Source organism: Polynucleobacter sp. 30F-ANTBAC, from assembly GCF_018882385.1.
Lineage (GTDB): Bacteria > Pseudomonadota > Gammaproteobacteria > Burkholderiales > Burkholderiaceae > Polynucleobacter.
Genome location: NZ_JACVON010000001.1, coordinates 452,135 through 475,781 on the forward strand (window position 1 = coordinate 452,135; position 23,647 = coordinate 475,781).

The 23,647-nt window shown below is 42.7% G+C and carries 19 protein-coding genes; 3 read left to right on the forward strand and 16 right to left on the reverse strand.

Annotation, left to right across the window (positions count from 1 at the left end):
* Nucleotides 1-40 precede the first annotated feature (40 nt).
* The 6 genes from ICN28_RS01885 to ICN28_RS01910 are packed head-to-tail and all read right to left on the reverse strand — an operon-like array spanning nt 41 to nt 9,521.
* Nucleotides 41-2,362 carry an RND family transporter gene (locus tag ICN28_RS01885; RefSeq protein ID WP_216285815.1) on the reverse strand — a complete coding sequence of 774 codons (2,322 nt, stop codon included), beginning with the start codon at nt 2,360-2,362 and terminating at the stop codon, nt 41-43.
* The gene (locus ICN28_RS01890; RefSeq protein ID WP_216285817.1) at nt 2,359-3,381 is read right to left on the reverse strand and encodes a YCF48-related protein; all 1,023 of its coding nucleotides are present in this window, start codon (nt 3,379-3,381) and stop codon (nt 2,359-2,361) included. Before ICN28_RS01890 ends, ICN28_RS01885 begins: the two co-directional genes overlap by 4 nt.
* The gene (locus ICN28_RS01895; protein WP_216285818.1) at nt 3,381-4,301 is read right to left on the reverse strand and encodes a hydroxymethylglutaryl-CoA lyase; all 921 of its coding nucleotides are present in this window, start codon (nt 4,299-4,301) and stop codon (nt 3,381-3,383) included. Before ICN28_RS01895 ends, ICN28_RS01890 begins: the two co-directional genes overlap by 1 nt.
* A gap of 8 nt (nt 4,302-4,309) precedes the next feature.
* Nucleotides 4,310-6,184, reverse strand: a complete 1,875-nt coding sequence (locus ICN28_RS01900) for a hydantoinase B/oxoprolinase family protein (protein WP_216285819.1) — start codon at nt 6,182-6,184, stop codon at nt 4,310-4,312.
* Nucleotides 6,185-6,188: 4 nt separating this feature from the next.
* On the reverse strand, nt 6,189-8,279 hold the full coding sequence (locus tag ICN28_RS01905) for a hydantoinase/oxoprolinase family protein (RefSeq protein ID WP_216285820.1): 2,091 nt from the start codon (nt 8,277-8,279) through the stop codon (nt 6,189-6,191).
* Nucleotides 8,280-8,306: 27 nt separating this feature from the next.
* Nucleotides 8,307-9,521, reverse strand: coding sequence for a CaiB/BaiF CoA-transferase family protein (locus tag ICN28_RS01910; RefSeq protein WP_255536082.1), 1,215 nt, complete (start codon nt 9,519-9,521; stop codon nt 8,307-8,309).
* A gap of 199 nt (nt 9,522-9,720) precedes the next feature.
* On the opposite strand from ICN28_RS01910, the gene prpR reads away from it, so the two are divergent.
* Nucleotides 9,721-11,628, forward strand: a complete 1,908-nt coding sequence (prpR, locus tag ICN28_RS01915) for a propionate catabolism operon regulatory protein PrpR (RefSeq protein ID WP_216285821.1) — start codon at nt 9,721-9,723, stop codon at nt 11,626-11,628.
* Here the strand turns inward: prpR and ICN28_RS01920 are convergent.
* The 7 genes from ICN28_RS01920 to clpB all read right to left on the reverse strand — a co-directional run bounded on the left by ICN28_RS01920 (nt 11,623) and on the right by clpB (nt 19,211).
* Nucleotides 11,623-12,054 carry a DUF1841 family protein gene (locus ICN28_RS01920; protein WP_216285822.1) on the reverse strand — a complete coding sequence of 144 codons (432 nt, stop codon included), beginning with the start codon at nt 12,052-12,054 and terminating at the stop codon, nt 11,623-11,625. The genes prpR and ICN28_RS01920 overlap by 6 nt on opposite strands.
* A complete protein-coding gene (nth, locus tag ICN28_RS01925; protein WP_216286840.1) occupies nt 12,051-12,689 on the reverse strand; it encodes an endonuclease III in 639 nt (212 codons plus the stop codon). Before nth ends, ICN28_RS01920 begins: the two co-directional genes overlap by 4 nt.
* A gap of 6 nt (nt 12,690-12,695) precedes the next feature.
* Nucleotides 12,696-13,124: an HIT family protein gene (locus tag ICN28_RS01930; RefSeq protein WP_216285823.1), complete on the reverse strand. Its 429-nt coding sequence runs from the start codon at nt 13,122-13,124 to the stop codon at nt 12,696-12,698.
* Between the two features lie 86 nt (nt 13,125-13,210).
* Complete coding sequence (gene aceA, locus ICN28_RS01935; RefSeq protein WP_216285824.1) at nt 13,211-14,509, reverse strand: isocitrate lyase; 1,299 nt, start codon at nt 14,507-14,509, stop codon at nt 13,211-13,213.
* Nucleotides 14,510-14,740: 231 nt separating this feature from the next.
* On the reverse strand, nt 14,741-15,235 hold the full coding sequence (gene rraA / locus ICN28_RS01940) for a ribonuclease E activity regulator RraA (protein ID WP_216286841.1): 495 nt from the start codon (nt 15,233-15,235) through the stop codon (nt 14,741-14,743).
* Between the two features lie 90 nt (nt 15,236-15,325).
* A complete protein-coding gene (locus ICN28_RS01945; protein WP_216285825.1) occupies nt 15,326-16,543 on the reverse strand; it encodes an MFS transporter in 1,218 nt (405 codons plus the stop codon).
* A 70-nt stretch (nt 16,544-16,613) separates the two neighbouring features.
* Nucleotides 16,614-19,211: an ATP-dependent chaperone ClpB gene (clpB, locus tag ICN28_RS01950; protein WP_216285826.1), complete on the reverse strand. Its 2,598-nt coding sequence runs from the start codon at nt 19,209-19,211 to the stop codon at nt 16,614-16,616.
* Between the two features lie 96 nt (nt 19,212-19,307).
* Here clpB and ICN28_RS01955 point away from each other — a divergent pair, with 96 nt between their 5' ends.
* Together ICN28_RS01955 and dinG are read left to right on the forward strand one after the other, a co-directional pair.
* On the forward strand, nt 19,308-19,547 hold the full coding sequence (locus ICN28_RS01955; RefSeq protein ID WP_216285827.1) for a GIY-YIG nuclease family protein: 240 nt from the start codon (nt 19,308-19,310) through the stop codon (nt 19,545-19,547).
* Nucleotides 19,544-21,640 (forward strand): ATP-dependent DNA helicase DinG, encoded by a 2,097-nt coding sequence (dinG, locus tag ICN28_RS01960; RefSeq protein WP_216285828.1) that lies wholly within the window; start codon nt 19,544-19,546, stop codon nt 21,638-21,640. The genes ICN28_RS01955 and dinG overlap by 4 nt, the downstream gene beginning before the upstream one ends.
* A gap of 30 nt (nt 21,641-21,670) precedes the next feature.
* Here the strand turns inward: dinG and moaE are convergent, their stop codons facing one another.
* From moaE to glp, 3 genes are read right to left on the reverse strand one after another with little or no spacing between them, the layout of a single operon-like run.
* Nucleotides 21,671-22,120, reverse strand: a complete 450-nt coding sequence (moaE, locus tag ICN28_RS01965) for a molybdopterin synthase catalytic subunit MoaE (RefSeq protein ID WP_216285829.1) — start codon at nt 22,118-22,120, stop codon at nt 21,671-21,673.
* Between the two features lie 41 nt (nt 22,121-22,161).
* Nucleotides 22,162-22,419 carry a molybdopterin converting factor subunit 1 gene (gene moaD / locus ICN28_RS01970; RefSeq protein WP_216285830.1) on the reverse strand — a complete coding sequence of 86 codons (258 nt, stop codon included), beginning with the start codon at nt 22,417-22,419 and terminating at the stop codon, nt 22,162-22,164.
* 8 nt (nt 22,420-22,427) lie between these two features.
* Nucleotides 22,428-23,642 carry a gephyrin-like molybdotransferase Glp gene (gene glp, locus ICN28_RS01975; RefSeq protein ID WP_216286842.1) on the reverse strand — a complete coding sequence of 405 codons (1,215 nt, stop codon included), beginning with the start codon at nt 23,640-23,642 and terminating at the stop codon, nt 22,428-22,430.
* Nucleotides 23,643-23,647 lie beyond the last annotated feature (5 nt).

Sequence of the window (23,647 nt, forward strand, 5' to 3'; positions counted from 1 at the left end):
TTTTTCCCACACTAATTCATTGGTGAATTAGTCTAGAACCTTACTTGCCCACAATAAATCGTGGGCGTGCTACATTCACAAGCGCTGGCATAATCACCAACGAACTAATTGCTGATACGGTTAACCAAAGAGCCATTAAAAGACCCATCTCAGCCTGGAATCGAATGCTTGACATATACCAAGCGAAAACACCTACCACTAAAGTCGCAGCGGTTATCAAAACACCTCTGCCAGCTGTCAACATGGCGACACGGATAGACTCCTCAACCGACACGCCCTTTGCAATCTCTTCTTTGATACGGTCAACCACATAGATGGCGTAATCCACACCCAATCCAATACCCAAAGCCGCTATAGGTAATGTATTGATGTTCATGCCAATACCTAAAAGGGTCATGAATGCAAAAGTTAAGGTATTAGAAATCAATACAGGAACCATAAAGAATGTTCCAGCACTCAAAGTTCTGTAAACCAATGCGCAAGAGAGAATTAGCACAACCAAGGCAGCAGCAATACTTTCAATTTGAGATGAAAGAATGATGTCATTGATAGCCGCCAACATACCAATCAAGCTACCTGCCAAATGAAGCTGAACAGGACTGTCTTTATTTTGTTTTTTAAATTCTTCTAAACGGGCAATTGCCGTTCTGATCGTAGAGCCTTGGTGATCTTTGAAAAAGAAAGTGACAGACGCATTTTTATATTGAGAATCAACAAATCGATCAATATCACCTGGATCTGTGCCGGAAGTGTAAAGATACATGATCTCGCCATTCTCACCAGCATCAGCACCAAACTCTTCGTAACGCGGATTACCCTCTCGTAAGGTTTTCTTCATGACGGGAATGATGTCCGCCATAGAAATAGAGCCACCCACTTCCGGCTGATCTTCCATATAACGCTGTAAGCGAGCCATATATGAAATAGCTTCAGGAGACTTAAGAATATCAACCTGATCACCCGACACCGCAACAAATAATCGATCAGCACCTAAATAGGTATTGTTGATTTTTTGTGCATCTTGGTTATAAACCGAGTCCTGCCACAAGATAGGAGACCCAGGATTGGTATCACCTACTGATAAATTAGTAGCATAGATACCCGTTAACACAAACACACTGGCACTGACCCAAATGATTCTGACAGCAATTTTTTTATCAATCACTTTGTCAGATATCCAGTTCAATAATCTGGTAATCGCATTATTCTGTTTAACAAGGCTAGCTGACGGAGCTTTTGGTTTTGTCCATGAAAGCAATAATGGGGTCATGACAACTGCACCAACAGCAATCGTACAAACCCAGATAGTCGCAATCAAAGCAATTTTTTGAATCATTGGGATAGGCGTTACTACCACAATGAAAATACAAGCAGCATCCGTTAAGATGCCCAACATCCCTGGCTTGAATAACAACTCAAACGATGTTCTTGCCGCATCAAGTGCAGACTTTTTAGATTCTTGAACTTCATCTTCAAACTGCATCACAATTTGCACAGCATGAGAAACAGATCGAGCAGAAATTAAAAATGCCACAACAATGATCAGAGGATCTAAGTTAAATCCAAATAATTTAGCAAAGCCAAGTGACCATAAAGCACTGATCAGACCAGCTGACATTGGCAACAAGGTGCCACGTAAAGTTCTTGTAAAAATAAACAAGACAGCAGTTAGCAAACCAATGGTCAAACCTAAAATCAAAATGGTTTCAGAGAGGTAATACCGCACCCAACCATAAAGAATCGGCTCACCAACAAGATAAGTTTTAACGCCAGGAGACTCGATACCTTTAGCAATTTTACTAATCTCATCAAAAATGAGCGCATAGTCCATATCGGCCTCAATAAAGTCTGCTGTGATCAAAGCTGACTTTAGATCTTGCCCTACATAAACTCCGTAAACCAATGGATTACGAACCACAGATTCTTTTAATTCTGCAATTGCTTCAGGGGTTTGTGGAACTTCAGGCCACATCAAAGGTTTTAATTCAATTCCTTCTGTTGATGATTTAACCTCCTTAAGCTTTTTGGCAGCTAAAGAAATCACCTGGAACTGATCAACACCTTTGACTTTTTGAAGCTCAGTCGTTGCAGTTTTAATTTTGGTTAGGACTTCTTTTGTAAAAATATCCCCAGACTCAACCTCGACCATGAGACTAACCACATTGGAACTACCAAATGTGTTTTTATATTTTTGATGGGTCTCAATAAAAGGATGATTACTTGGTAATAAATCATCGAAAACAGTTTTAACATCAATGGTGGAGCCAATAGCACCAAGTATGGCAGTCAGAGAAACAATGGCAATGGCCACTAACTTTCTACGAGTAACGACCCAATCAATCACTTTGTCTGCGGAAATCATTGAGTGCTTTCTTTTCTGTTTGAATTAAGAAATTGAATTTTTTCCTCTTTTAAAACAAGAGGTCTTCCACCAACAACTACCAATTGGTCATCGGCTTTAATAAAGTCTGTTTTCCAACTTAAATCGCCGGATTTTTCAGATAAAAGTTTCCAGATCTTGGCAGAATCTTTTTTAGCGATAAAGCCTTGATCACCGGCAATGTAAAAATCATCATTAAATTGAGTGACCGCAAAAAGATGGGACTTGGTTATCGACTCAGAGTTTTGCCAAGATTGACCACCATCAGAAGTCTTGAGTACTTTGCCTTCGAGACCGACTGCATATCCTGAGCCGCTTGCTTGAATAGCCAAGGCCATGAGACTGCTTGTAATGGGTGTTTTGACTGGCTTCCATGTGCTACCTTGATCTGAAGAGTAAAGTGCACGGCCAAACTCACCCACAATTGAGATGCCTTTATCTGAAAATGCGATGTCATTCCAGGCAACATCTGATTTGATGTTCATTCTTTTCCAAGATTGACCGCCATCACTGCTGCGCAAAATGGTTCCAAATTCCCCAAGAATCCAGAGTCCGTAATTTGCATGGTGCTTAACTTGAATAAGCTTAATAGCACCTAGTCCCAAGTCTTCTGGCAATTTAATAGACTTCCAGGTCTTACCTAGATCATTGGTCACAGCAACAGCAGCAGCATTACCTACAGCGATAAGACTGGATTCAGCAAAAGCCTCAATCGATTGCCAATTAGATGACAACGGTAACTCTTGAATTTGCCAGTTAGATAGATTTTTTTCACTAAAAATAACTTTGCCATCACGACCAGCCATCCAAACAGAACCTTGAGCGTTGGCAGTACCGGTATAGAAGGCATCTCTTGGATGAATGGGTAAAGGATTTAAGTGAGGCACTGACACCACTGGCTTAACAAATAGTGCTGCTAATACCAAAAGAACAACGACCGCAATTGGGAAAATCGAACTCAGTATGGACAATACACGTGGCGTAAATAATTTTTGGAACATTAGCATGACCCTACCTTTCCTTGCGCCCCATAATTACGCTGTAGCCAAGGGTAGCTTCTACCACCCAAAGACTTATTCGTGATCTTAGATGCATATTCAATAGCCGTAATCAATTTGGATAAATCAATATTGGTTTCATAACCACATTGTTGAGCTAAAAGCACTAAGTCTTCTGTTGCTAAATTACCAGAAGCATTCGGTGTAAATGGACAGCCACCCATCCCACCGATCGAGCTATCAAATTTACGAATTCCTGCCTCAATCGACGCATAACAATTGGCTATAGCCATACCGCGAGTGTCATGAAAGTGCCCAGAAAGAATTTCAGAGCCCAAGTGCGCAACCAAGAGATCCATGGTAGTTTTGACCAAAGATGGAGATGCGGCACCAATAGTGTCAGCAATAACAATCTCATCGGCACCAGACTGTTGCATCATTTTTGTCAAATCAAGCAACCATGGCAAAGGCACATCTCCTTCAAATGGACAGACAAAAGCTACACCAATATAGGCCTTCGCTCTTAAGTTTGATTTTTTGGCAGTGGTAACAATTTCAGAACAAACATCAATCGTTTTTTGAAGCGACATATTGATATTTTTCTGATTCATCGTCTCTGTGGCTGATAAAACCACAGCCACCTCTTGAACACCACTTTCAATAGCTAACTCTAATCCTTTAACGTTCGGTATCAAAGCAGACATACCCACAGGCAGTGGCTGCCCAATTTGGGCAACCAAGTCTTTGGTTGTAGCCATTTGAGGCACAGCTTTGGGAGATACAAAACTTCCCACCTCAATATGATTTATTCCTGCAGCCATTAGTTGTTGAATTAACTGATACTTCTCATCAACACCAACCAGAACAGTTTGATTCTGCAAACCGTCCCGAGGGCCAACCTCGTTAACAATTATTTTATTCATTAGCATCTTTATTTAACTTGAGCTCGCACTTTAAAAGTTGGAGATTTAGGCGGCATAAGATGAGTCTCTTCAAAGCAACGAGCCTTGATTTCTTCGATCGTTCCACCTCTATTAAATAACTCGATTGGCTTGCGCTCTTTTTCAATCTTCTGACGTAGTTCTTGTGTTTTTGGTACATCAACAACACCATCAGCCGTCAAAACAACGCCGTAGTTTTTAGCCCCATCAATAGTTACTAGACCTCTATTAAAGTCATCGGCCACCTTTTGTGGATCTCTCTTAAGAGGATCTCCCCAACCGCCGCCACCCCAAGTGTTGTAATAAAGTTGATCGCCTTTTTCTACAAAAATACGATCGCACTTAGAAGGCAACCACTCAACTGAACCATCGGTTCTGACTAATTTCTTGGAGCTTCTACCACCTGGCAAACCACCATTAACACCCCATGGATACGTTAACCAACGATCATCATGGATAGAGATCTGACCTGGCTCTAAAAATTCATAAAGAACAGAAACGCCATTACCGCCACGGTTAAGACCAGCGCCACCTGAGTCAGCGATAGACTCATATCTCAAAATTCTGAGTGGGAAATAGCTCTCTAAGTATTCATTTGGCACATTGGTAAATGAAGGCCATAATGAATGTCCATCAGGACCATCACCGGCTGGTCGACCAGGAATTCCTCCGAAACCAATTTGGAATAATTGATACCATTCATCACGGCTATCGTAGCCTGAATACATCAAGTGCGGACTATCTGAGAATCCAGCAGCGTTAAGAGCATCTGGCGCTCCCATACCTAGAACGCCACCCATAATGTCAAAAATTCGACCTAATAAGTGGGTTCTGCATGAGAGGGCCGCCGGTCTCTTAGGCTTTAGAATGCTGCCATCTGGAATTTTGACATCTACCAACTCATAGAAGCCATCATTAAACAAGATTTGAGGATCGAATAGATTAATAAAGAATGCGCCCAAGAACATCTTGAACATTTCTTCATTTAGGTAAAAGTTAATCGAGCTCATTGACTGAGGATCTGTACCCTCGAAGTCAAAGTAAGCAATATCACCTTCACGCCATAGACTGCATGCAATCTTGTAAGGACCCATGCCAATGCCATCATCATCGATGTAATCTTCGAAATAAGCCTTTTTCTCAGGAATAACCATCTTAATAATGGCACTCATTGCTCTCTTATTACGATCAAGCATTTCATTGGTAGCAGCCATGTAAGAGCCCACACCAAAGCGTTGAATAATTTCACGAACGCGACGCTCAGCCAATCTTAGAGCAGCAATAATGGCATTAAAGTCACTTCTATTCCAATCTGGAACTCGAGAATTTCTAACTAATACATTGAGCAATTCTGAGTTAAGCTCGCCACCACGAATAATTTTTACTGGAGGGATTTGCAAACCTTCTTCAAAAATTTGCATCGCATCAGTTGGTAAACTACCAGGAACTTTACCGCCGTTATCCGTCATATGACCAAACATGGCTGCCCAACTGACCAATTTGCCACCATCAAAAATAGGCATCAATGTTAGCCAGTCATTTAAGTGACTAACTGCACCATTAGTTGAATAAGGGTCATTTGTCAAAAAGACATCACCCTCTTCAACTGTACCGTCATAACCCTCAAGAAAGCCATGGATGAATGAACCAAATTGTCCAACCACCATTTTTCCATCATGATTTGCAATCATAGGAAAAGCATCATGCTGTTCACGAATACCTGGCGACATCGCCGTTCTGAAAAGAACTGCATCCATCTCTGAACGAGCATTTCTTAATGCATTTTCAATAATATCCAAGTTAATTGAATCAACTTCAGTTGCTTCAATTTTTACTTTATTCGTTTCTATAATTCTCGCTGACATATGCTTAACCTTTCTTCGCACTAATTTTTTCATTAGGCCAAATCAGAATATTGGCAACCTCATCAACAACACCGGTGTGATCAGGAAGAACTAAAGTGGTTGTATCCATTTGAGTAATGATGGCTGGACCAACAATATGATTACCGGCAACCAAACGATCGCGGCGATAAATATTTGCTTTTTGAAGCGCACCATCCACATAAACTTCAGAGCTAGCTATCAAAGCGTCTGCTGCTGGATTCTTAGAACCAATTGCGTTTCTAGTTGCTTTAACTTTTGTTTCAGGACCCAAAACAATTGCTCGAAGGTTGACGATCTCTTTAACCACATCCAAAGAGAATGTGTAAAGTTGAGTATGCTTATCATCAAATATCTTAGCAATACTACTTAAACCACCATTTTTGAATTCATCAGCAGAGACAGCAATTGGTAATTGCATACCCTGGCCGCGATATCGCAAATCAATCTGATAGATCAACTGTTGATTCTCAATTGAAATACCTTCTTCGATTAACGACTTTCTAGCATTCGCCGCCAAAGTTTCAAGTATGCCGCCCACCTCAGAATCGGTAGTCTCATCATAGCGACGAATAAATGTCTGAGAGAACTCATCTCTTGAGCGCGTTGTTGCATCACCATAAGCACATAGAACACCAGGTCCTGGTGGAATAATGACTGGCCATGAGCCCATTAACTTACCAAGAGCGTTACCGTGCAATGGGCCCGCACCACCGAAAGCGATCAGTGCAAAATCTCGTGGGTCGTAGCCTTGTTCGATGGACACCAAACGTAATGCACCAAACATGTTTTCATTAACAATTTTGATAATGCCTTCAGCAGTTTCATGTACTGACTTACCTAAAGGATCGGCGACTGTTTTAACAGCTTTTTCTGCTAGAGATTTATCAATCTTCATGTCACCACCAAGCGCTGAATTGCTTGGCAAATAACCCAATGTCACGTTTGCATCCGTCACAGTAGGTTTCTCTCCACCTTTGCAATAAGCAGCTGGGCCAGGACTAGCGCCGGCACTTTGCGGACCCACACGTAATGCTTTTGTTAATTCTGGTACATAGGCAATCGATCCGCCACCAGCACCAACTGTTCTTACGTCAATAGAGGGGGCTCTCACAGTGATATCCCCTACTCGTGTTTCACGTCTAGTTTGTGCCACGCCATCTTGAATCAAGGCCACATCCGTTGAGGTACCCCCCATATCGAATGTCAATAAATTCATGTAGCCAGATTGCTTTGCAATCCATTGCGCACCAGAAACACCGCCAGCAGGTCCGGACATTAGCAAGTTAACTGGGTTATCTCGTGCGCCTTGAATGGTTGATAAACCACCATCGGATCTTAAAATATGTAGATGAAGATTCTTCATCGACTTATTAAGTTCAGTCTGAAGATTTTTCATGTACTTTGAAACAACTGGACGAACATATGAGTTCACAACCGTCGTTTCAGTTCTCTCGTACTCATACATCTCTGGAATAACTTCGCTAGAGATTGAGACTGGAATACCAGGGAGGACTTGTTCAGCAATTTTTCTAGCTTGATCTTCGTGAATACCACTTGAGTAAGCATTCATAAAGCAGATAGTTAACGCCTCAATTTTGCAATCAACTAATTTGAGAAGATCTTTTTTAAGTTTTTCCTCATTGAGCGGCTTTAATACATTACCGCGTGAATCAATTCTTTCATCAGCTTCAATGGTCCATTCAAGCGGGGCTAACAATGGTTTTTTGTTATAAATAACCCAACCACCCAAACCACCAGGAACAAATGAACGAGCAATTTGTAGAACCTGACGGTAGCCTTCGGTTGTTACCAAACCAACTCGCGCGCCCTTACCCTCTAAAACAGCATTGGTAGCAACAGTGGTACCGTGCATGACGCGATTAATATCTTCGGTCTTTAAGCCATTTTGTTCACAGATTTTTTTAATGCCATTTAAAACACCTTCAGAAGAATCATGAGGTGTTGATGGGACTTTAGCTGCATAGGTTTGACCAGTTGACTCATCAATCAAGATAAGGTCCGTGAAGGTCCCTCCCACATCAACACCTAAGCGATAACTACTTGTCTGACTCATTTAATTGCTCCTTAGTACCACATTTAGTTATTGAATAATTTTTTTAACTTTTAAACTTGTCAATTGCTCATCACTCATGCCACACATCTCTCTAAGCACCTCATCGGTGTGCACACCCAATTTAGGCGGCGCATCAGGAGTCTCCTCAACTGATGAAGAGAACTTCATTGGTATACCTGGCATTTTTACGGTTTGGCCGTTTTCCAGCTTCACGTCAATCACCATATTTCTTGCTAACACTTGAGGATCACTGAGCGCCTGATCAAAACGATTCACAGGCCCGCAAGGAATTTTTGCTTCTTGGAATAACTTTAGCCAATAAGCAGTTGGCTGAAGCTTGAGATTTTCCGCAATGGCGGCATCAATTTGTGCTTTAGCAGCCAATCGAACGGGTTGCTGGTGATACTTCTCATCAAGAAAATCTTCTAATGGCAAGACTTTGATAAATCTGCCCCAAAATGCATCACCAATACAAGCGATAATTAAATGGCCATCACTTGTTGGATAGGAGTTGTATGGGACATGCACAAAGTGACTGTTACCAATAGGTTCCGGAACACTTCCAGAAAGGAAATACATGGTTGCCATGTAGTTCAACAATGAAATCTGAGCATCTAACATGGAAACATCCACATGTTGACCTTTGCCAGTGCTGGCGCGCTGAGTTAGTGCTGCTAAAACACCCATTGCACCAAATACACCACCACCTAGATCACCAATTGGAATACCTGAACGCATCGGTGAATTTTTGTCCAAACCAGTGATTGACATACCACCACCCATGGCTTGAACGACTTGGTCAAACGCAGGACGAAGTGGATCAGGACCCGTTGAGCCAAAACCACTGATAGAACAAGTAATAATTTTAGGATTAATAGATGATAATTTTTCGTAATCGATACCCAAACGTTGAGTAACACCCACTGAAAAATTATCAACAACAACGTCAGCAACCCTGACTAACTCATAGAAAACCTCAAGACCCTCTGGACTTTTGAGATCAATACAAACACTCTTCTTGCCGCGGTTGAGTGTTAAGAAGTACGCCCCCATACCATCAGCAGAATTATTAGGATCTTTTGCTAAGAGAGCTCTTGTCGCTTCGCCATGATCCAAAGGCTCAACCTTGATGGTTGTCATCCCTAGATCACTTAGCATCATCGTCGCATAAGGACCTGATAGCATATGAGTCAGATCTAAAAGAGTTAATCCGCTTAAGACTTGGTTAGTTTTATTCATCATATGTCCTATACAGCAAAAAGTGTGCCAATAGATTAGAAATCTATTTAACCTATTGATTTATATATAAATTAATAAAAATAAGCTCATAAAATTAAACGTTATATGTTAGGGCTTTCCACTAACTTTGCTGTTTATTCAAGACAAAATTGTTTCAATGTGTTTCAATTTGTTAACACTATTTGAAACAGATTGAAACAATATGAACAGATTGCCCCGCATAGCAGTATTTAGTTACACCGGTCTTAGTCGCTTAATAAAGTTAGTCGCGCACAATTTTGCTGATAAAGCAGAAATCACTGTTTATGACCTAGTGCTTCATCAAGCAGTAGAGAAAGCTCGAGAAATCGAGGAAAAAGGATTAGCCGATGTTTTCGTATCTGCCGGCGCTAATGCAGAGTACATTCGGAGCGACTTTAAGACCCCAGTCGTTGAAATTAAAGTCAGTAGCCATGATGTGATGATGGCTCTGATTAAGGCCAAGCAAATCTCGGAAAGAATAGGTGTCGTAAGTTTCAAAAATACGATTCATGAACTAGACGATATTAAAGACCTTCTTAAACTGGATATCACACAAAGAACCTATGGAACCATTGAGGATGGTCGACATTGCTTTCATAGGCTTGCTAATGATGGTATTGAAGTGATTGTTGGCTCGAGCCTTGTGGTCGACTTAGCTAATGAAAATGGCTTACAAGGCATTTTGATGTATTCATCAGAAACCGTTAGCAATGCCCTCAATCATGCCATTGAACTTGGTCGATTATCAATTCTTGAGGGGGGGCGATATGATCAAGTCAACAGCATTCTATACAACTTAAGAGATGCCATTATTGCGGTAGATGCAAACGGTATGGTGACGGCTATTAACCCATCCATGTGCCAAGTGATTGGCAAGCAAGAAAAAGACTGTATTGGTCAATTTGTTGATGACATCGCACCGGAGATTGCCATCAGTGAAGTTCTCAAAAATAAAAAGAATAAAGAAGAAGTTATTCAAGTCAAAGGAAAAGTACTGGTTGCTAAATCAGTAGCCATCATAGAGAACGAAATGTTTTTTGGTGTTGTCACAGTTTTACAAGACGATAGTTCCATCAAAAAAACCGAATCAACGCTTAGAACTCAACTCAAGAAAAGCTCACTAACAGCTAAATATCGCTTTGAAAACATTAACGGCAATAGTGTGGAATTTAATGCCACCAAACAAACTGCGCAGCGCTATTCTAAGACAGACTCAACAATTTTAATTACCGGCGAGAGTGGTACCGGTAAAGAATTATTTGCTCAAGCGATACACAACGCCAGCTCCAGAAAAGAGTCCCCCTTTGTTGCGATCAACTGTGCCTCCCTACCCGAACCACTCTTAGAGAGCGAATTGTTTGGATATGAAGAAGGCGCTTTTACAGGCAGCAAAAAAGGTGGCAAGATTGGCTTATTTGAATCAGCACATCGTGGCACTATTTTCTTAGATGAAATCGGAGATATGCCTTCTGCACTTCAAACCAGACTGCTACGTGTTATTCAAGAAAAAGAAGTGGTGAGATTAGGTAGCTCCATACCCATTCCAGTTGATGTGCGCGTCATTAGTGCCACACACAGGAATCTACTCGATGAAATTAAAAAAGTTAACTTCAGAGATGATCTGTATTACCGATTGAACATTCTTCATATCAAACTTCCGAGCCTTCGAGAGCGGAAAGAAGATATTTCATTCCTTGCTTTGCAGTTTTTATTTCACTCTCTAAGAAAATTAGGCTCTTCGATCCCAGCTGATGAAGCCTTGGCTCAAATCAGTCATTTGCTGATTGAATATAACTGGCCAGGCAATGTCAGAGAGCTTGAGAATATTATGGAACGATATGCTGTTTTCCTAAGTCAATACAATAAAACATCTGAGATTGACTTAAGCATCCTAAAAATTGAGTTCCCAGAAATCTATGCTGCCCGAGTGAGTAATGAAAAGATCAATTTAGTAAACACTGAAAAAAATGATGACTATTTGATGGCTGTGATGAGTCAATCAAAAAAGAGTAAGACGGAGCTAGCCAAAGAACTTGGCGTTAGCAGAACAACGTTATGGCGAATCTTAAAAGAAAAAAATAATTTATAACAAGGTTTTTATCGATTCAATGTACGCCTGCATATCAGGCGGGGTGCCATCCCTTTGCGCTTGCCATAAGACTTGCCCCAAGCACTCCATCATGCGATGCTGTGCTTCGTGTTCAGAGTCTAGTTTAGTCATTAGCTGACGGCTGACTTCTCGGATACCAACGGGTTGATCAATTTGCACCTGCTCAGTGATTGACAAATGCATAGCTAAATGAAGAAAAGGATTGGTCTGCCCTTTTTCAGGCGTGTAATCAGTTGCCTGCGCCATTTCCAACTGCCCCAATATCTCATGATACTCAGGATGCTCCACCATCCACTTAGCCGCAATCGACTCTAATGGGGTCAGGATGCCAGAATTAATTTGTTTCGCCCAAGCTTCACAAAAAAACTGGCGCACCTCTTCACGACTTGGATTAAATAAACTCATGATGAGAAATTTTTCTCTTTAAATGAACACAGGGGTTCCACGATACATAGACTGCAAGCAGGACTTCTTGCCTTACAAGTGTAACGGCCATGCAAGATCAACCAATGATGCGCATCAATTAAATACTCTTTGGGCACACGCTTGAGCAAAGCTATCTCCACTGCTAAAACATCTTTACCGGGAGCTAAACCCGTGCGATTAGATACCCTAAAAATATGGGTATCCACTGCCATGGTGGGATGACCAAAAGCGGTATTCAAAATCACATTAGCGGTTTTTCGACCAACACCTGGCAGAGCCTCCAACGCTTCCCTATCTTCAGGAACCACACTATTGTGTTTTTCGATCAATAACCGACAGGTTTCGATTAAATGCTTTGCTTTTGTTTTATATAAACCAATATGCTTGATAAAAGGTATTAATCCTTCTTCACCAAGGGCATAGATTTTTTCGGGGGTATTGGCAACTGGAAATAATTCCTTAGTACCTTTGTTAACTGAGATATCCGTTGCTTGAGCAGATAGGAGGACCGCAGCCAATAATTCAAAAGGCGTGGAATACTCCAATTCAGTAGTTGGCTTGGGGTTATTACCTTTGAGAGCTTCAAAAAAAGCCCGACGCTTCTCAGGGTTCATCGCCACTTAAAGCACTCCCAATACATCTTGTATTTTTTTCTTTAAAAGTACAGTATTGGCTTGTTGCTTGATCAAATGCTCTTGGTTAGAAGGTCTTAATTTTTCAGACCAAACAGAACCGGGGAAGCAAACATCCAATTGGTATCTTGGAATGATGTGCCAATGCAAATGAGGAACCATATTGCCCAAAGCGGCTAAATTCACTTTATCGGGATGCATCACGTCAATGATGGCTTTTTCAACCAACATGACGATGTGATGAAGGCGCGCCCTTTGGTCCACTGAGAGTTGACTCATTTCAGCCACATGCTCATTCCAGATCACACGGCAAAAACCAGGATAGTCCGGCTCATTAGCAAAAATGACGCGCATCTCATCGTTCTTCCAAAGAAGCTCGCCACCATCTGTCGTACATAAAGGACAATTTGAATTCATTTTGGTATTTTCGCTCAAAAACAAAAAGCCCGGCTTTTGGCCGGGCTAATCAACAAAGGCGGGGTACGCCAGAGTCAATGACTTGCTTAGTGGAACTGCTCTTCTTCAGTAGAACCTGTCAATGCTGTAACTGATGAAGCACCACCTTGAATCACTGTGGTTACTTCGTCGAAGTAACCAGTACCAACTTCTTGCTGATGTGAAACGAATGTATAACCACGATCACGAGCTGCGAATTCAGGCTCTTGAACTTTTTCAACATAAGCTGACATGCCACGAGCAACGTAGTCTTGAGCCAAGTCAAACATGTTGTACCACATAGAGTGAATACCAGCCAATGTAATGAACTGATACTTGTAACCCATCGCACCAAGCTCACGTTGGAATTTAGCAATTGTTGCGTCATCCAAGTTTTTCTTCCAGTTGAATGATGGTGAGCAGTTGTATGCCAACATCTTACCTGGGTGCTTCGCGTGAACAGCTTCAGCAAATTTGCGAGCAAACTCAAGGTCAGGCGTACCAGTTTCACACCATACCAAGTCAGCATATTCAGCATAAGCAATCGCGCGTGAGATAGCTTGGTCGATACCTTTTTTAGTCTTGTAGAAACCTTCAGCCGTGCGCTCACCCGTCAAGAATGGCTTGTCGTTTTCATCGTAGTCTGATGTGATCAAGTCAGCAGCTTCAGCATCCGTACGTGCAATCACCAATGTTGGTACGCCACAAACGTCAGCAGCCATACGAGCAGCGATCAATTTCTGACAAGCTTCTTGTGTTGGAACTAAAACCTTACCACCCATGTGACCGCACTTCTTTACTGAAGCCAATTGGTCTTCCCAGTGAACACCAGCAGCACCGGCTTTGATCATGGCTTTCATTAATTCAAATGCATTCAATACGCCACCGAAACCAGCTTCAGCGTCAGCCACGATAGGAGCGAAACAGTCGATATGACCCTTGTCACCTTTTTCGATACCTTTTGAGTATTGAATTTCATCAGCACGACGGAATGTATTGTTGATACGCTCAACAACTTTAGGTACTGAATCAACTGGGTATAAAGATTGATCTGGGTACATAGATGAGTATGTATTGTTGTCAGCAGCAACTTGCCAGCCTGACAAATAAATAGCTTTTACACCCGCTTTAACTTGTTGCATCGCTTGACCACCTGTCAAAGCGCCTAAACAGTTAACGTATGGCTCGTTATTTACTAAGCCCCATAGCTTTTCTGCACCACGGCGTGCTAATGTGTGCTCGATTGGGAAAGAACCGCGAAGACGAACAACATCAGCAGCTGTATAACCTCGTTTAATACCTTTCCAACGTGGGTTGGTGTCCCAATCTTTTTGCAATGCATCGATTTCTTGTTGACGTGTTGACATGTTTCTCTCCCTATTTAAAACAATAAAAATCTTTATAAGTCCCCTGTGTTGCACGCACTGAAGTCTTATGTCTTATATAAGAGTTTATGTATTTAAGAGAAACAAAGCAAGCTTTATATAAAAGCAAATAAATTAAAATAAGCCATTAAATTCAATGGCTTATTTTTAATATTTCATATTGTGGTGAACAAGTTCATAGCTTGCAACACTTAGTCAATTACATGAAATGACTTAAATTAGGGCTTTATCAGAGACTAAAATTCCGTCCTCATCCGCATAGATCCTATCCCCCGGCTTAACAACAGTCCCCGCCATATCAATGATCAGATCCCGCTCTCCAATATTGCGCTTAACGCTCTTCTGAGGATGAGCGGCTAAAGCTCTGATGCCAACCTTGGAGCCCTGCAACTCTTGGGTGTCGCGAACACAGCCGTTAACCAAGATGCCCGCCCAACCATTTTTCTCGGCTAGAACACCCAAATTACCACCCACTAAAGCGCAACGTAATGAGCCGCCACCATCGATCACCAACACCCTTCCTTGACCTGGTTCATCTAGAAGTGTCCTAACCCAAGTGTTGTCTTCAAATACCTTGAGGGTCACTGCTGAACCTTGAAATTTATCAAGACCACCATAGGATTTAAAAAGTGGTGCAACGACACGCAATACTCCCAGAGTAATCAAATCTTCATTCGCGTCACAAATATCGGTTGTCGCAAAATTAATTAAATTAGAAGAAACATTAGAGCTCATCGATACCTCATCATGAATAAGTATTTTTTAATTTGTAATAGTGGAGCAGTTCACTATTATTAATTATTTTAAGATAGGCTTAAGTTGCGTGGCGCGGGTATTGCCACTAACACGGTAAGCAGTCAATAAAGATAATAGTAAAAATAATGCAATTAAGATGAATACGCCTGGTGCTAAGCTCCAATCCATCAATAACCCGAAAATTAACGGACCAATCGCCAAGCCTAAATCTAAACCCGAATAAACCATACCAAATACTCGACCCGATGCTTCCTTTGGAGTTGCTGAACGAATCATTAAATCTCTTGATGGCCCTGCCATTCCGACACAAAAGCCCATAACAGCAAACAAACTCATCATCGTTGACCCAGAAACGAGAGCCATAGCAATTAATATGGCAATGGCACTACCTAGAACTAAACCAACGGCAATCACCCTCTCAGGAAAGCGAACACGTCGCGCAACAAATCCTCCTAAAAACATACCCCCCGCACTTCCCAACATATACGTTGTAATGGCTGTTGAAGTGATAGCCAGCGGCAGATCATATAAAACTTGCATAGCAGTTGTCGCAAAACTTTGTATCCCACTTAAAGCCAAAGCGCTCAAGAAGAAAAATCCCCAACACATCCAAACCACTGGCAACTTCAGGAAATCAAATGAAAATGCCGATGCATTCGATCTCGCCCTAGCTTCTTGATGACGCTCCTCTTGAGATCCCATTAATACGTGGCGTCTCCAAAATAGCAGTATCAATATGAAACAAGCCATCAAAGATGCCACCAACAAAGCTTGTCGCCATCCTGCAAAAGCAGTAATGCCTACCAACACAACTGGAGAAGCGGCCCAACCTAATGCGCCAGAAATACCATGCATAGAATAGGCGTGAGGTAAACGTTCAGGGGAGATCCGGTGATTAATCAGCGTGTAGTCGGCTGGATGAAAAACACCATTGCCCATACCAGCAATACAGGCACCTATCAAAAGAGTCCAATAACCATTGGAAAATGCTAAAACTACTGCGGATACTGCCAACATCGCAACGCCAAAAAATAGAACTTTTAAAGGGCCTGAATGATCAACCCAAAATCCAGCTGCCGCTTGCATGATCGTCGAAATGATAAAAAATACAGTCATCAAAAAACCGAGTTCAGCATAGCTTAAGCCAAACTCAATTTTCAACCATGGGAATAATGGCGCTAGTATTAAATGGTAAAAATGAGAGGATCCATGAGCCAAACTGATGAGGCCGATGATCTCCGCGTCTTTGCGAATTGTCATCGGCCTATATTACTACTTCTTCAACTCAACCACCTTTAAAAGGGGTTAGGGATATCTTCCTGAAAGATCTTTAGTGAACAACGCGATCAAATAAGAAGCCCCCATTTTTATCGACATCTACCGGCACGATATCTTTAGGACCAAACTTACCTTCCAAGATCAATCGTGCAATTGGATTTTCAATATATTGCTGAATCGCTCTCTTGAGTGGTCTTGCACCAAATACTGGGTCGTAGCCAGCCTCAGCCACCTTAGCCAAAGCAGCATCACTCACTTCAAGAACCATCTCCATTTTTGCTAAGCGATCCGTTAAACGCTTGAGCTGGATTTTGGCGATTGAAGCAATGTTCTTTTGATCCAAACCATGGAATACCACCATCTCATCAATGCGATTTAGGAACTCTGGACGGAAATGATCTTTCACTTCCCCCATCACGGCAGCCTTGAGCTTATCTTGTGGCTGACCACTCATCGACTGAATCATTTGAGAGCCCAAATTACTGGTCATCACAATCACCGTATTTTTGAAGTCTACCGTACGACCCTGACCATCGGTCATACGACCATCATCAAGCACTTGCAGCAGCACATTGAAAACATCAGGGTGCGCTTTTTCAACCTCATCTAAAAGAATGACGCTATAAGGCTTACGGCGAACCAATTCAGTGAGATAACCACCCTCTTCGTAACCGACGTAGCCTGGAGGTGCACCAATCAATCTAGCCACACTATGCTTTTCCATGAACTCACTCATGTCGATACGGATCATGTGCTCATCTGTGTCAAATAAAAATTCTGCTAGAGCTTTGCATAACTCGGTCTTACCCACACCTGTTGGACCCAAGAATAAGAAAGAGCCATAAGGCTTACCTTCATCAGATAGGCCAGCACGCGAACGACGAATCGCATCAGAAACAGCTCGAATCGCTTCCTCTTGACCCACTACACGATGGTGCAAGAAGTCTTCCATTTTGAGTAATTTGTCACGCTCACCCTGCATCATTTTTGACACAGGAATCCCCGTCGCTCTAGAAACCACCTCGGCAATTTCTTCAGCGCCAACATGGGTGCGTAGCAGTTTATTTTTACCAGCTACCTGACCTTTTTCTTCAGCAACAGCAGCTGTTTTTAACTTACCTTCCAACTCGGGCAATTTGCCATACTGGAGCTCAGCTACCTGCTCTAATTTACCGTCACGCTGTAGCTTGGTAATCTCTGATTTAACTTTATCAATCTCTTCCTTGATCGAAGCAGTACCTTGAGCCGCACCTTTTTCAGATTTCCAGATTTCTTCAAGATCGGCGTATTCCTTACCAAGGCGCTTAATCTCTTCTTCAATCAAACCTAAGCGCTTTTGAGATGCTTCATCTTTTTCTTTTTTGACTGCTTCGCGTTCAATCTTTAATTGAATCAAACGGCGATCCAACTTATCCATAACTTCTGGCTTGGAATCAATTTCCATGCGGATGCGTGAGGCTGCCTCATCAATCAAATCAATCGCCTTATCCGGCAAGAAACGATCTGTAATATAGCGGTGCGATAACTCGGCGGCAGCCACAATAGCAGGATCGGTGATTTCTACACCGTGATGCAACTCGTACTTCTCTTGTAGACCACGCAAGATGGCAATCGTGTCTTCAACACTTGGCTCACCTACCATCACTTTTTGGAAGCGACGCTCTAGGGCAGCATCTTTTTCAATGTATTTACGGTACTCGTCTAACGTTGTCGCACCAATACAATGCAGCTCGCCACGCGCTAATGCAGGCTTTAACATATTGCCAGCATCCATCGCACCATCAGCCTTACCAGCGCCCACCATGGTGTGGATCTCGTCGATGAAAACAATGGTTTGACCTTCGTCTTTAGCCACATCACTCAAGACCGCCTTCAGACGCTCTTCAAACTCACCACGATATTTAGCACCAGCCAGCAATAAAGCCATGTCTAAAACCAGCACTCGTTTATTTTTTAATGTTTCTGGTACTTCACCATCCACAATACGCTGTGCCAAGCCTTCCACAATAGCTGTTTTACCAACACCGGGCTCACCGATTAACACAGGATTATTTTTAGTACGGCGCTGCAAAATTTGAATCGCACGACGAATTTCATCATCGCGACCAATCACAGGATCTAACTTACCTAAGCGCGCACGCTCAGTGAGATCGAGTGTATATTTTTTAAGAGCTTCACGTTGGTTTTCTGCATCGGGACTATTCACTGATTGACCTCCACGGACTGCCTCAATAGCAGCCTCTAATGTTTTACGACTGATACCTGCTGACTTGATGGCTTTACCTAACTCACCCTTGTCATCAGCAACCACTAATAGAAACAATTCCCCGGCAATAAAATCATCACCGCGCTTACTAGCTTCTTTTTCAGTTAAGTTCAGGTGTGCCGATAAAGAACGTCCAATCTGAACATCACCACCGGTTCCTTGCACTTGAGGAAATTTGGCAATTAAGGTCTGGACGGCTTTTTCTAAAGCTGCAACATTGCCACCTGTCCGATTAATTAATGACTTGGCTGTACTCTCATTTTGTTGCAGCATCGCTAGTAACAGATGCTCTGACTCGATGTACTGATTATCAGACGCCAACGCTAAGCTTTGAGCCTCTCCCAAGGCTTCCTGAAACTTGCTGGTTAATTTATCTAATCTCATCGTGATCTCCCATATTTAATAATTACTATATGGTCATCAAACCCCCTATTTCAAGTGATTTAGATCAAATAAATCTCAGACCTTTATCATGTGGGTATGACATGGACTTTATATATCTTGGAATGCGCTGATGGCAGCTTCTACACAGGCATTAGCAATGACCTAGATAAGCGAATTAAAGCCCATAACGACGGTCTTGGTGCTAAATATACCCGCGGCAGGGGTCCGGTTAAGCTATTGGCTAACAAACCGTTTGAAAGTCGGTCTGAAGCATCTAAAGCCGAATCACTTGTGAAAAAGCTAGCAAAAAACGATAAATTGGGATTTTTCAAGTGAGCCGCGCCGAGTTAAAAGAGATACAAGCCAAAATTCAGGAGTTTTACGAAGCCGTTCAACATAGCTGGCCAGGCTTTAAGCCGCGTTTAGGCCAAGAACAAATGTTTGAGGAAATCACTCAAACCTTAAATCTTGCTAAAGACCCTAAAGATGATCGCCAGGGGGATAACCTTCTCGTTATTGAAGGTAAAACAGGCGTAGGTAAAACGCTGGGTTACTTGATACCTGCCATTATTTTCAGCAAACTACTTCAGCGCCGCGTGATCATTAGTACCGCGACCATTGCTCTTCAAGAGCAACTGATGAATAAAGATCTTCCCGCCTTAAGCAAGATATCTCCCGTGGAGTTTCATTACGGTCTAGCAAAAGGTCGAGGTCGTTATGTCTGCAATATCAGACTCGAACAAATCAGTGGTAAGACAAAGCAATCGGCTTTATTTGAAGATGCCAACTGGGACGGCCCACCGAAAGAGCAAGATAAAGATCGATTTGCGGATGCTCTCATTGCTTTAAATGATGGCAGCTGGAATGGTGAAAAAGATACAGCCCCCTCAGAAGTGACAGATACCATGTGGAGCAGGATTGCTGCAGAGCGCAGCTCATGCCTAGGTCGCCATTGCCAGCGCTTCAATGTCTGCCCGTACTTCAATGCCCGAAGAGACCTCGTTAAAGCAGATGTGATTATTGCCAATCATGATTTGGTGATTTCAACAATCGCATCGGGCTCCAAAATTCTTCCCGATGCCACTGAGACTTTGTATGTTTTTGATGAAGCGCACAACTTGCCTTCAGTGGGTATCAAGCATTTCGCCTCCTCCGTTGGCCTGATTGCCAGCACCCGTTGGCTAGAAAAGATCATGGCCGCCGTCTTACGTGCTGATGCTTTATTACCTGACTCCAGCGGCAACATTGCTGAAGAGGTCCATGAAATAGTGGAAAGCTTGATCATGCATACCCGCGAAATGATCAATAGCCTGCGCATGGCTAATTTGGTCTCGCACGACAACACCATTCAACGCTTTAAAAATGGTGAACTCTCGCAAGAGTTCATTAGTTACGCAGAAGTCATTGGTCCATTAGCTATCGGCTTGAATAACCGTGTTGCCAAAATACTGCAGCAACTTAATGATCAAAGAAATAACAGCATTGATAAAGAGTCTTTTAGTCCTTCCATCTTAGAAATTGGCAGTTACCAATCAAAAACAGAAAACCTCTCCAATACTTGGCATTTGATGCAGGCAGAAGCGGATCCTCCGATTGCCAAATGGTTAGAGTGGCAAGACTTAGGGGCCAGCTTTGACTTCAAGTTGCATGCCTCACCAATCAGCGCTGCTCAAAACTTAGCCCAAACACTTTGGACCAAGAGTTCTGCCGCTATATTGACATCAGCAACCCTCAGAACCATGGGTGACTTCCAATACTTCCTTCGACAAACAGGCCTGAATTGGTTTCCTAAAACGCGAACATTTGAAGCTGAGTCACCATTTAACTATGAAGAGCAAGGCATATTTTCTGTTCCTGATATGTTGGAATGCCCTAGCGCGAATGCCGAAGGTCATACCCAAGAACTATCCGAAGCTATTCCGCGCGAGTTAACTGACTTAAAACATGGCGCCTTGGTTTTGTTCACATCCAAAAAGCAGATGAAACAAGTGTATGAAAACTTACCGGATGATTTCTTAAAAGACGTCTTGATGCAGGGGGATCAAACTCGCTCGAAATTGATTGCCAATCATGAAAAACGGATTGAGAACAATCAACGCAGCATCTTATTTGGCATGCAAAGCTTTGGCGAAGGTATGGATTTACCAGGTAAGCTCTGTGAAGTCGTGGTGATTACCAAACTACCCTTCGCTCCACCAGATTCGCCAGTTGAAGAAGCCAAGGCTGAATGGCTTGAAAAAAATCAAGGTAACCCGTTTTACGAAATCAGCGTTCCGGCTGTGGCATTGAAACTACAACAATGGGTCGGTCGCGGCATCAGAACAGAAACAGATAAAGCCAAGATAGTTGTTTTAGATAAGCGCTTAAAGACAAAACCTTATGGCAAAAAATTGATTGCCGGATTGCCACCTTTTAAACGGTTGATGTAATAGTGGTTTATTTTTAAGAATGGCCACTGATTACTGCCACTTTTTGAGTGCTTCATCATCACTCAACCTGGCATCAACCCATCTAGCACCAGCTTCGGTATCTTCTTTTTTCCAAAATGGCGCTAGTGTCTTTAAATAGTCCATTACAAATTCGCAAGCGGCAAATGACTCACCCCGGTGAGCACTCGTAACAGCCACCAAAACAATTTGATCCTCAATATCGAGTGGGCCAATGCGATGAATAATTAAAACATCATAAATATCCCAACGCGCTTTGGCTTGATCAATGATCTCTTCAAGAGACTTTTCTGTCATACCAGGATAGTGTTCCAAGGTCATCTTGGATACTTCTGCACCGTCATTTTGATCTCTCACCGTTCCCACAAAAGAAGCGACAGCTCCAACGCGGGCATCACCTTGACGGAGTTGTTTAATCTCTGTTGAAAGATCAAAGTCTTCTGTTTGAACGCGAACGGGCATATTTTCCTAGTTCTTCTTAATGAGTTCTGCTGTATTGGTTTTCAACCACCGGTCACAGGCGGAAAGAAAGCTACTTCAGCTCCCTCTATTAGAGAGGCATCTTCCTCTACCATTTGATGATTCAAAGCAGCGCGAACCGATTTACCCTGAGCTAACGCACTAGACCAAGGTTCACCACGAGCAATGAGGCAGTCTCTTAATTGCATGATAGTGATAACGTCCGCAGGCAATTCAACAGTTTCTTGTGAAGTTTGCAGTACTTCTCTTAAGGATGCAAAAAACTTGAGATTAATTTTCATAATCAGAATTAAAACATACCTGCAAAAGGAAGATATTTAACCAAGTCACCTTTTTTAATGGCTTGGGACGGCGGGTTATCAATCAGACCATCGGCCCAAGAGGCGCTAGTTAAGACACCTGAACTTTGATTAGGGAACAGATCCAAGCCACCCTGTTCGTTCATACGCACCCGTAAAAATTCATTACGACGGTCTGGCTTTTCCCAATCAAAATCAGCACGCATCATGATTGCTGGTATCGCATGACTGGTGCGACCCTGAAGTTGAGTGATAAATGGTCGAACAAACAATAAGAACGTAACAAAACTAGAAACAGGATTGCCTGGCAGCCCCATAAACCAAGTTTCTGGCGCGCTGACTGTATCAGTACGTCGAATAGCGCCAAATGCCAATGGCTTGCCTGGCTTAATGGCAATTTGCCACATATCCAAACGACCCTCAGCCGTTACAGCTGGTTTGATGTGATCTTCCTCACCAACGGAGACACCGCCGGATGTGATGATCAAGTCATGCCCCACACTAGCGCGTCGGAGTGCCTCTTTGGTCGCTTCCAGCGTGTCCGGAACAATTCCCAAGTCCGTTGCCTCACAACCCAGCTCTCGGATACAAGCTAATAAGGTGTCACGGTTAGAGTTATAAATACCACCCGGCTTTAAGGGCTGACCTGGCAGGGTTAACTCATCCCCAGTAAAAAATGCAGCGACTTTAATTTTTCTATAAACCGGTAGCTGCGCATAACCAGCTGATGCAGCAACACCTAACTCTTGAGGTCTTAAAAACGTACCTTGCTGTAGGCAAACCTGCCCGGCTCTTAAATCTTCACCTTGTAAACGAATCCATTGTCCCTTTTCTGGCAACTCCTGAATACGGACATGATCCCCATCCAGCTCGCAAACTTCTTGCATCACCACGGCATCCGCACCCTCTGGAATGGTTGCCCCTGTAAAAATTCTAGCAACTGTCCCCGGCTTTAATGCAGTACCTAGATGTCCCGCAGGAATGCGTTGAGCAATCTTTAAAGAGCTACCAAGCTGCTGGACATCCGAAACTCTTACCGCATAACCGTCCATCTGAGTGTTATCCATGGGCGGCACATCCACTTGGCTCACTAAATCTTGTGCGAGAACCCGACCTAAAGCCTCTTGAGTGGTCACCCATTCAATCTCTTTGACAGGCTTGGCCTGATTTAATAAATGCGCCAATGCTTCAGCAGCCGTCTTCATAGGAG